This is a genomic window from Roseateles sp. P5_E11 (genome assembly GCF_054049355.1).
The window spans coordinates 1-6,959 of sequence record NZ_JBFUMO010000303.1; the positions used below are offsets into that span (position 1 = coordinate 1).

A 6,959-nucleotide genomic window follows, 5' to 3' on the forward strand; every position below is an offset into this window, starting at 1 on the left:
CGCCCGACAAAATCGCGCTGCGCCGTGCGATCTCGCTGGCCTTCGATGTGCGCAAGGAAATCAAGAGCGCGCGCCGCGGCCAAGGGACGCCGGCCCAGGCGCCCATCGTGCCCAACACCAGCGGCTACGACCCCGCGTTCAAGAGCGAGATGAGCGACTACGACCCGGCGCGCGCCAAGGCGCTGCTGGACATGTATGRCTACGTCGACAAGGACGGCGATGGCTGGCGGGACCTGCCCGATGGCAGCCCGCTGATCCTCACGCGCAACACCGAGCCCAACTCGCTCAACCGCGCCATCGACGAGCTATGGGAGAAGGCCCTGCGCGCCGTTGGCATCCGGCTGCAGGTCAAGATCCAGCAGTGGCCCGAGAACATGAAGGCCGCGCAGGCCGGCAAGTACCAGATGTGGCCGGTGGGCTCGACGGCGGCCTCGTCGGACGGCCAGGAGGCCATGCAGCGCCTCTACGGCCCCGCTTCGGGCACGCAGAACCTGCCGCGCTTCAAGAACGCGCGCTTCGACGAGATCTACGACCGCATGCAGGCCATGCCTGACGGCCCCGAGCGCGAGGCCCTGTTCAAGGAGGCCAAGCGCATCGCCGTGACCTACATGCCCTACAAGGTGCATGCCCACCGCATCCTGACCGACATCGAGCAGCCCTGGATGAGCGGTTTCCGCCGCCCGCTGTTCTGGCAGGACTTCTGGCAGTTCGTGGATATCGATCCAGCAAAGCAGCCTGTCCATTGATTTCCGCGGGCGCGTCCCGCAGATTCGACCGACTGTCGCAACACGCTGGCCTGCACGCGCCAGGCCGCTAGGCTTCGTCCCATCAACCCCGAAAGGAGCCCCAAGATGAACGACGCAGAAGAACTCAACAAGCTGGCCGATCTGCATGCACGCGGTGTGCTCAACGACGAGGAGTTCGCCCGCGCCAAGGCCCGCTTGCTCAGCGGCCAGGCCAGGGCGAGCCAAGGCAGTGCGGCAGGCCCCAACGTCGGCGCCGTCAACGGCCTGCGCCGCGCCCGCATCGACCGCTGGGTCGGCGGCGTCTGCGGCGGCATCGCCCGCACGACCGGGCTGGATTCCTGGGTCTGGCGCCTGATCTTCACGGTGCTCTTCCTGGCCTTCGGCAGCGGCATACTCCTGTACGTCCTCCTCTGGATCTTCGTGCCGGAGGAATGAAAGAGGCCCTTGGGCCGACGCCTCCAGTGACTGCCACGGAACCGGCTTTGCCGGGCCGTCGGCAGTGCCCCCTTGAGGGGGCGGCCGTCAGGCCGTAGGGGGTGGGATAAATACACCAGGAGACAGCCCGATGAAACAGCTCGCCGGCCTCGACGCCAGCTTCCTCTACCTGGAAACGCCGCAGATGCCGATGCATGTCGGCGCCCTGCACCTGCTGGAGCTGCCTGTCGGCTACGACGGTGACTACGTCGAAGACCTGCGCGAGCACATGCGGKCGCGCATGCCGCTGCTGCCGGCCCTGCGCCGCCGCCTGGTTGCGATGCCGCTGGGCCTGTCCAATCCGGGCTGGGTGGATGCCGACCCCGATCTCGAGGAGCACATCGTCGAGATCCCGCTCCCTGAAGGCAGCGGCATGGCTAACCTGGAGGCGCAGGTCGGTGCCCTGCACCCCGTGCTGCTGGACCGCAGCCGGCCGCTGTGGAAGTTCCATGTCTTCACTGGCCTGGAGCCGGGCCCCGACGGCCAGCAGCATGTGGCCCTGTACACCCAGCTCCACCACGCCGCCGTGGACGGCCAGGCCGCCGTCGCGCTGGCTCAGGTCATCCTCGACCTGAGCCCGGAGCCGCGTGCCATCGACGCCATCGCCGCGCGCGGCAAAAAGCGCGGCCAGCTCGGCACCGTCGGCATGCTGCGCGCCGCCGTGTCGCAGCAATGGAAGCAGACCGTCAAGCTGGCCCGCTCCCTGCCCAGCGCCGCCAACATCCTCGGCAACATGGCCATGGGCTACGCGGGCGGCGCCGCGGCCGGCGCCTCCATCGACAAGCTGCGCACGCTGCTGGGCGACGTGGCCGCCCAGACGACGGCGGTGGTGCGCGGCAAGACAGCCGTCTCCAGCCTGGGGCCGGCGCCACGCACGCGCTTCAACGTCAGCCTGTCTGACACCCGCTCTTTCTCGGGCGTGACCCTGCCGCTGGCCGAACTGCACCGCACCCGCAAACGCCACCACGCCAGCGTCAACGACGCGGTGCTCTTCGTCATTGGCGGCGCGCTGCGGCGCTACTTCGCCAAGCACGGCCCGCTGCCGCGCAAGAGCCTGATCGCCGCCGTGCCCGTGTCCACACGCGCTGCCGGCGACACCACGTCCAACAACCAAGCCACCATGACCTTCATGAGCCTGGGCACGCACCTGAGCGACCCGAGCGAGCGCCTGGCCCATGTGATGGCCTCCAGCAAGGCCATGAAGGCGCAGATGAGCCAGCTCAAGAGCCTGATGCCGACCGACTTCCCCTCCTTGGGCATCCCATGGCTGATGCAGGCCGGCGCCATGCTCTACGGCCGCGCCAAGGTGGCCGAGAAGCTGCCCGTCGTCGCCAACGTCGTCATCTCCAACGTGCCCGGGCCACAGCTGCCGCTGTATCTGGCCGGCGCCAAGATGCTGACCAACTACCCCACGTCGATTGCCGTGCACGGCCTGGCGCTGAACGTGACGGTGCAGACCTACAACCAGTCCCTGGACATCGGCCTGATGGCCTGCGGCGAGGCCTTGCCGGAGACGGCGGAGCTGTCGGCGTACGTCGAGGCGGCGTTCATGGAGTTCCAGGCGCTGCCGGTAGCGGAGGTTGTCGAGCCTGAGCCGGTGCCAGTGGTGAAGAAGGCACCGGCCAAGAAGGTCGCCGCCAAGAAGACGGTGGCGAAGAAGGCGGCGGCGCCAGCCAAGCGGCGCCCGGCCAAGGCCACATGAGCGCGTGAGCGATGCCGTCTGCCAAGGCTGTGGATCGGCGCTGCCGTCCGCAGATGCCGTGTGCGCACGTTGCGAGGCCGAGCTGACCGCCGCGACAGCCATGCCGCCTGGCAAATACATCTGTCCGCATTGCCAAGAAAGGTTCGCTGCACTTGCGCCTGTGCCCTGGCCGCCCAAGGTGCCATGGTGGCGGCCCACGACTATGCGGCTGCAGTGCCCACACTGCGACACGCCGCTGCGCGACCGCCACGCGGTGCAGCTGCCCGGCTGGCTCACCGTCAGTATCTTCGCCACCCTCATTTGCGTGCAGCTCTTCGCGACCGGATGGTTGCGCCTGGTGATCGGCTTCCCGCTGCTGGCGCTCTACGCGCCGCTGATCCACGCGAGCTGGAATATCCGGAAGGACGCGGACAACCCGCATCGCTTCGTCCCGGGCAATTTCCGCTTCTGGGCACAGGGCAATGAAAAGCTGCAGCAGCAGGTGGAGCGCGTCCGGCAAGCCCCTGGCGATTCGCCCCGCTGACGTCACCAACGCGACACCCCAGCCCCGGGCAAGCACGCCCCGGAAACAGGCGACAGCTGGCTAACATCGCCGGGCCTGCCCGTTCCCCGCTTTCCGCATGCCCGCCTCCCGCTCGCCACGTTTCTCACACTGGCACCAGACCCCTACCACCCCTCATCCCGACTGGTCCGACTTGCGCGCACCCAACGCCTGGCTGCTGATGCTGGAGGGCCGCGCGCCCTGGGAGTACGCGGCCCTGCTGGCCACCATGCCGTGGATGAAGAAGCTGCCACATGGCGACGGCCACCCGGTGCTCGTCTTCCCCGGCCTCGGTGCGCACGACTTCACCACGGCACCGCTGCGCGCCATGCTCGACTCGCTGGGCTACGCGACCCAGGGTTGGGGCCAGGGCTTCAACTTCGGCCCACGCGCCGGCGTGCTGGAGCAGACCAWGGCCGACCTCATCGAGCTGCACCGGCGGCACGGCCGCAAGGTCAGCCTGATCGGCTGGAGCCTGGGCGGCATCTATGCCCGCGAGCTGGCCAAGGAATGCCCGGAACTGGCGCGCTGCGTCGTCACGCTGGGCACGCCCTTCACCGGCCATCCGCGCGCCACCAACGCCTGGCGCTTCTTCGAGATGGTCAGTGGYCATGCGTCCAACGACCCGGAGCTGATGGAACAGATCCGCCAGGCACCGCCGGTGCCGACGACCTCCATCTACTCCAAGAGCGATGGCGTCGTCGCCTGGCGCTGCAGCGTCAACGCGCCCTCGCCGCTGGCCGAGAACATCGAGGTGCAGGCCAGCCACATCGGCCTGGGCGTGAACCCGATCGCGCTGTATGCGCTGGCGGACCGCTTGGCACAGCTGGATGGCGAGTGGAAGCCGTTCGAGCCCAAAGGGGCGCGACGGTGGTTCTACAGGACGCCGGTGCGGCCGTAGAACGCCCAGCCACCCGTCGGGCACGCATCGTGCAGCATGCACGACGGTGCTCTTGTGTGCTGTTGACAACCCCACCATGCCCTGGACCTTCGCCCACCCCGCAGCCGTCCTGCCCCTGCGGTCTCTCTGCCCCCGCTGGCTCTCGTTTCCCGGCCTGATCCTGGGGGCCATGGCCCCCGACCTGAGCTACTACGTCGGCATGCACGGCCCCTGGCGCGCCTTCTGCCACACGCCGATGGGGGTCCTGACCGTCTGTCTGCCGGCCGGCCTGCTGTTGTTGGGCCTCATGCTGCGGTGGCCGCGCCCGCTGACCGTGCTGCTGCCCGAGCCTCACCGGTCGTTGGTGCGCGGTGAGCTACAGCCGCCGCCGCGAGCGGCCGTCGCGCGCTGGGCGGTCGCCGTGCTCTCCATCCTGCTCGGCGCGGCAACCCACCTGCTGTGGGACCTCTTCACCCACCCCGTGCCGCCACTCACCGACCTGCTGCCCTGGCTGGCCCAGCCGCTGCTGACCTTCCTGGGCCGGCCGCTGACGGTCGCCCGGCTGCTGCAGCACCTGAGCACCGTGGCCGGCGCGCTGGTCCTTGCCGTCGCCTACGCCCGGGTGGTGCGCCGGCAGCCCGACCGCACGGAAGCGCCGGACCCGCGGCGCGCCCGCGTGCTGTGGGCCTGCCTGGCGGTGGCGCTCGCGGTCGGCGCACAGTCCGCCTGGGCCCTTACGCCCGACACGCTGCCCGGCTACCCGATGCGCCGGCTGGTGCGCACGGTCGTCTGGAGCACCAGTTGCTTCGCCACGCTGTTCGTCATCGGCAGCGTCGCCTGGTGGCGCCGCCTGGGCGACGCCTGACCCTTGAACCCATATTCAACCCGCTCCCGCATCTCGCGGTAAGGTATCGCCCTTAACCCGGACCCCCGACCATGCAACACCACACCCTCGCCGCCGAAGACAAGGCCGCCAAGAAAGACGCCCCCGAGAAGATGGAAGAGCAGCTGCTCTTCAAGGGCCGCTTCGTGATGATCTTTGGCGAGATCGACGACAAGATGGCGCACGCCACCTGCCGCCGGCTGCTGGCCCTGTCGCAGGACTCCGATGCACCGATCACGCTGCTGATCTCTTCCCCTGGCGGCCATGTGGAGAGCGGTGACGCCATCCACGACATGATCCGCTTCGTGCGCGCCCCGGTGAACGTGATCGGTACCGGCTGGGTGGCCAGCGCCGGCACCCACATCTACCTCGCCGTGCCCAAGGAGCGCCGCTTCGCGCTGCCCAACACGCGTTTCATGATCCACCAGCCTGCCGGTGGCGCTGGYGGCCAGGCCAGCGACATCGCCATCCAGGYCAAGGAGATCCTGCGCGCGCGCGAGCGCCTCGCCACCACGATCTCGCGCGAGACCGGCCAGCCGCTGGAGCGCGTGCGCTCAGACATCGAGCGCGACTTCTGGATGAGCACGGAAGAGGCCATCGCCTACGGCCTGGTGTCGCGCGTCATCGAGCGCCAAGTGGACCTGGGCTGACCCGCGATGCGTGTCTCGGCCAACGGCGTGCAGATCGAAGTGGACATCCACGGCCCGGACAACGGCGAGCCCTTGCTGCTGATCATGGGCCTGGGCATGCAGCTCATCGCCTGGCCCGAGGGCTTTGTGGACGAGCTCGTGGCCCGCGGCTTTCGCGTCATCCGCTTCGACAACCGCGACGTCGGGCTGAGCCAGCCCTTCGATGAACTCGGCACGCCCAATATCCCGATGGCGGCCCTGCTGCACACGCTGCGGCTGCCGGTGAAGGCCCCCTACCAGCTCAGCGACCTGGCGCGCGACACCGTTGGTGTGATGGACGCACTGGGCATTGCCAAGGCCCATGTCTGCGGTGCGTCCATGGGCGGCATGGTGGCCCAGCATCTGGGTTTTTCACATGGCCAGCGCCTGAAGAGCCTGACGCTGATGATGACGACCAGTGGCGACCGCAGCGTGCCCAAGGAGAGCCTGAAGGTGCGCCGTGCGCTGCTGTCGCGCCCGCGGCCGGCCACGACGCCGCAGCAGAAGTTCGAGAACATCCTCGACCACTACGCCAGCCTCTACGGCATCATCGGCAGCCCCGGTTACCCACCCGAACCCAGCCAGTTGCGCGAACGCCTCGCGAGCGGCGTGAAGCGGTCCTTCCGGCCTCAGGCAGTCGCTCGCCAGATCGTGGCCGTCGCCGCCGATGTGCACCGCGCCGAGCGGCTGCCACGCATCACGGCGCCCACCCTCATCGTCCACGGCGAGGACGACGCGCTGATCCCGGTCGCCGCGGCGCATGACCTGGCCAAGCGCATTCCCGGCGCTCGGCTGGAAACCATTCCCGGCTGGGGCCACGACCTGCCGGAGGTGCTGTGGCCGCGGCTGGCCGCTGAAATCGCGGCCAATGCGGCCCGGGCCTGAGGGCCTCAGCCCTCGGCGCCGCCCAGCTGCTCGACCGCCTCGTAGGCCCTGACCGCAGCGTCGGCCTCGGCGGCGCGCGCGGTTTTCTCCGCCTGGGCGGCGGCCTTCTCGTCGGCCAGCTTGGCCTCGTAGGCCTGCCGCTCCATGGGGGAGACCGTGCCATCCTCGTCGGTATCGGCC

At 69.2% G+C, this 6,959-nt stretch carries 8 protein-coding genes; all 8 read left to right on the top strand.

All coding sequences use genetic code 11. The features are described from left to right. The coding region (locus ACXJKR_RS19980; protein ID WP_457324296.1) for an ABC transporter substrate-binding protein at positions 1–746 on the top strand (746 nt) is incomplete at its 5' end. A gap of 105 nt (positions 747–851) precedes the next feature. After that, positions 852–1,181 (top strand): PspC domain-containing protein, encoded by a 330-nt coding sequence (locus ACXJKR_RS19985; RefSeq protein ID WP_457324297.1) that lies wholly within the window; start codon positions 852–854, stop codon positions 1,179–1,181. Positions 1,182–1,311: 130 nt separating this feature from the next. Beyond that, positions 1,312–2,922, top strand: coding sequence for a wax ester/triacylglycerol synthase family O-acyltransferase (locus tag ACXJKR_RS19990; protein WP_457324298.1), 1,611 nt, complete (start codon positions 1,312–1,314; stop codon positions 2,920–2,922). A gap of 4 nt (positions 2,923–2,926) precedes the next feature. Further along, a complete protein-coding gene (locus tag ACXJKR_RS19995) occupies positions 2,927–3,445 on the top strand; it encodes a hypothetical protein (protein WP_457324299.1) in 519 nt (172 codons plus the stop codon). Positions 3,446–3,617: 172 nt separating this feature from the next. Further along, positions 3,618–4,364 carry an esterase/lipase family protein gene (locus ACXJKR_RS20000; protein WP_457324300.1) on the top strand — a complete coding sequence of 249 codons (747 nt, stop codon included), beginning with the start codon at positions 3,618–3,620 and terminating at the stop codon, positions 4,362–4,364. A 76-nt stretch (positions 4,365–4,440) separates the two neighbouring features. Further along, positions 4,441–5,208 (top strand): DUF4184 family protein, encoded by a 768-nt coding sequence (locus tag ACXJKR_RS20005; protein WP_457324301.1) that lies wholly within the window; start codon positions 4,441–4,443, stop codon positions 5,206–5,208. Positions 5,209–5,279: 71 nt separating this feature from the next. After that, positions 5,280–5,876 (top strand): ATP-dependent Clp protease proteolytic subunit, encoded by a 597-nt coding sequence (locus ACXJKR_RS20010; protein ID WP_457324302.1) that lies wholly within the window; start codon positions 5,280–5,282, stop codon positions 5,874–5,876. A 6-nt stretch (positions 5,877–5,882) separates the two neighbouring features. Then, positions 5,883–6,779 (top strand): alpha/beta fold hydrolase, encoded by an 897-nt coding sequence (locus tag ACXJKR_RS20015; RefSeq protein ID WP_457324303.1) that lies wholly within the window; start codon positions 5,883–5,885, stop codon positions 6,777–6,779. Positions 6,780–6,959: the final 180 nt, after the last annotated feature.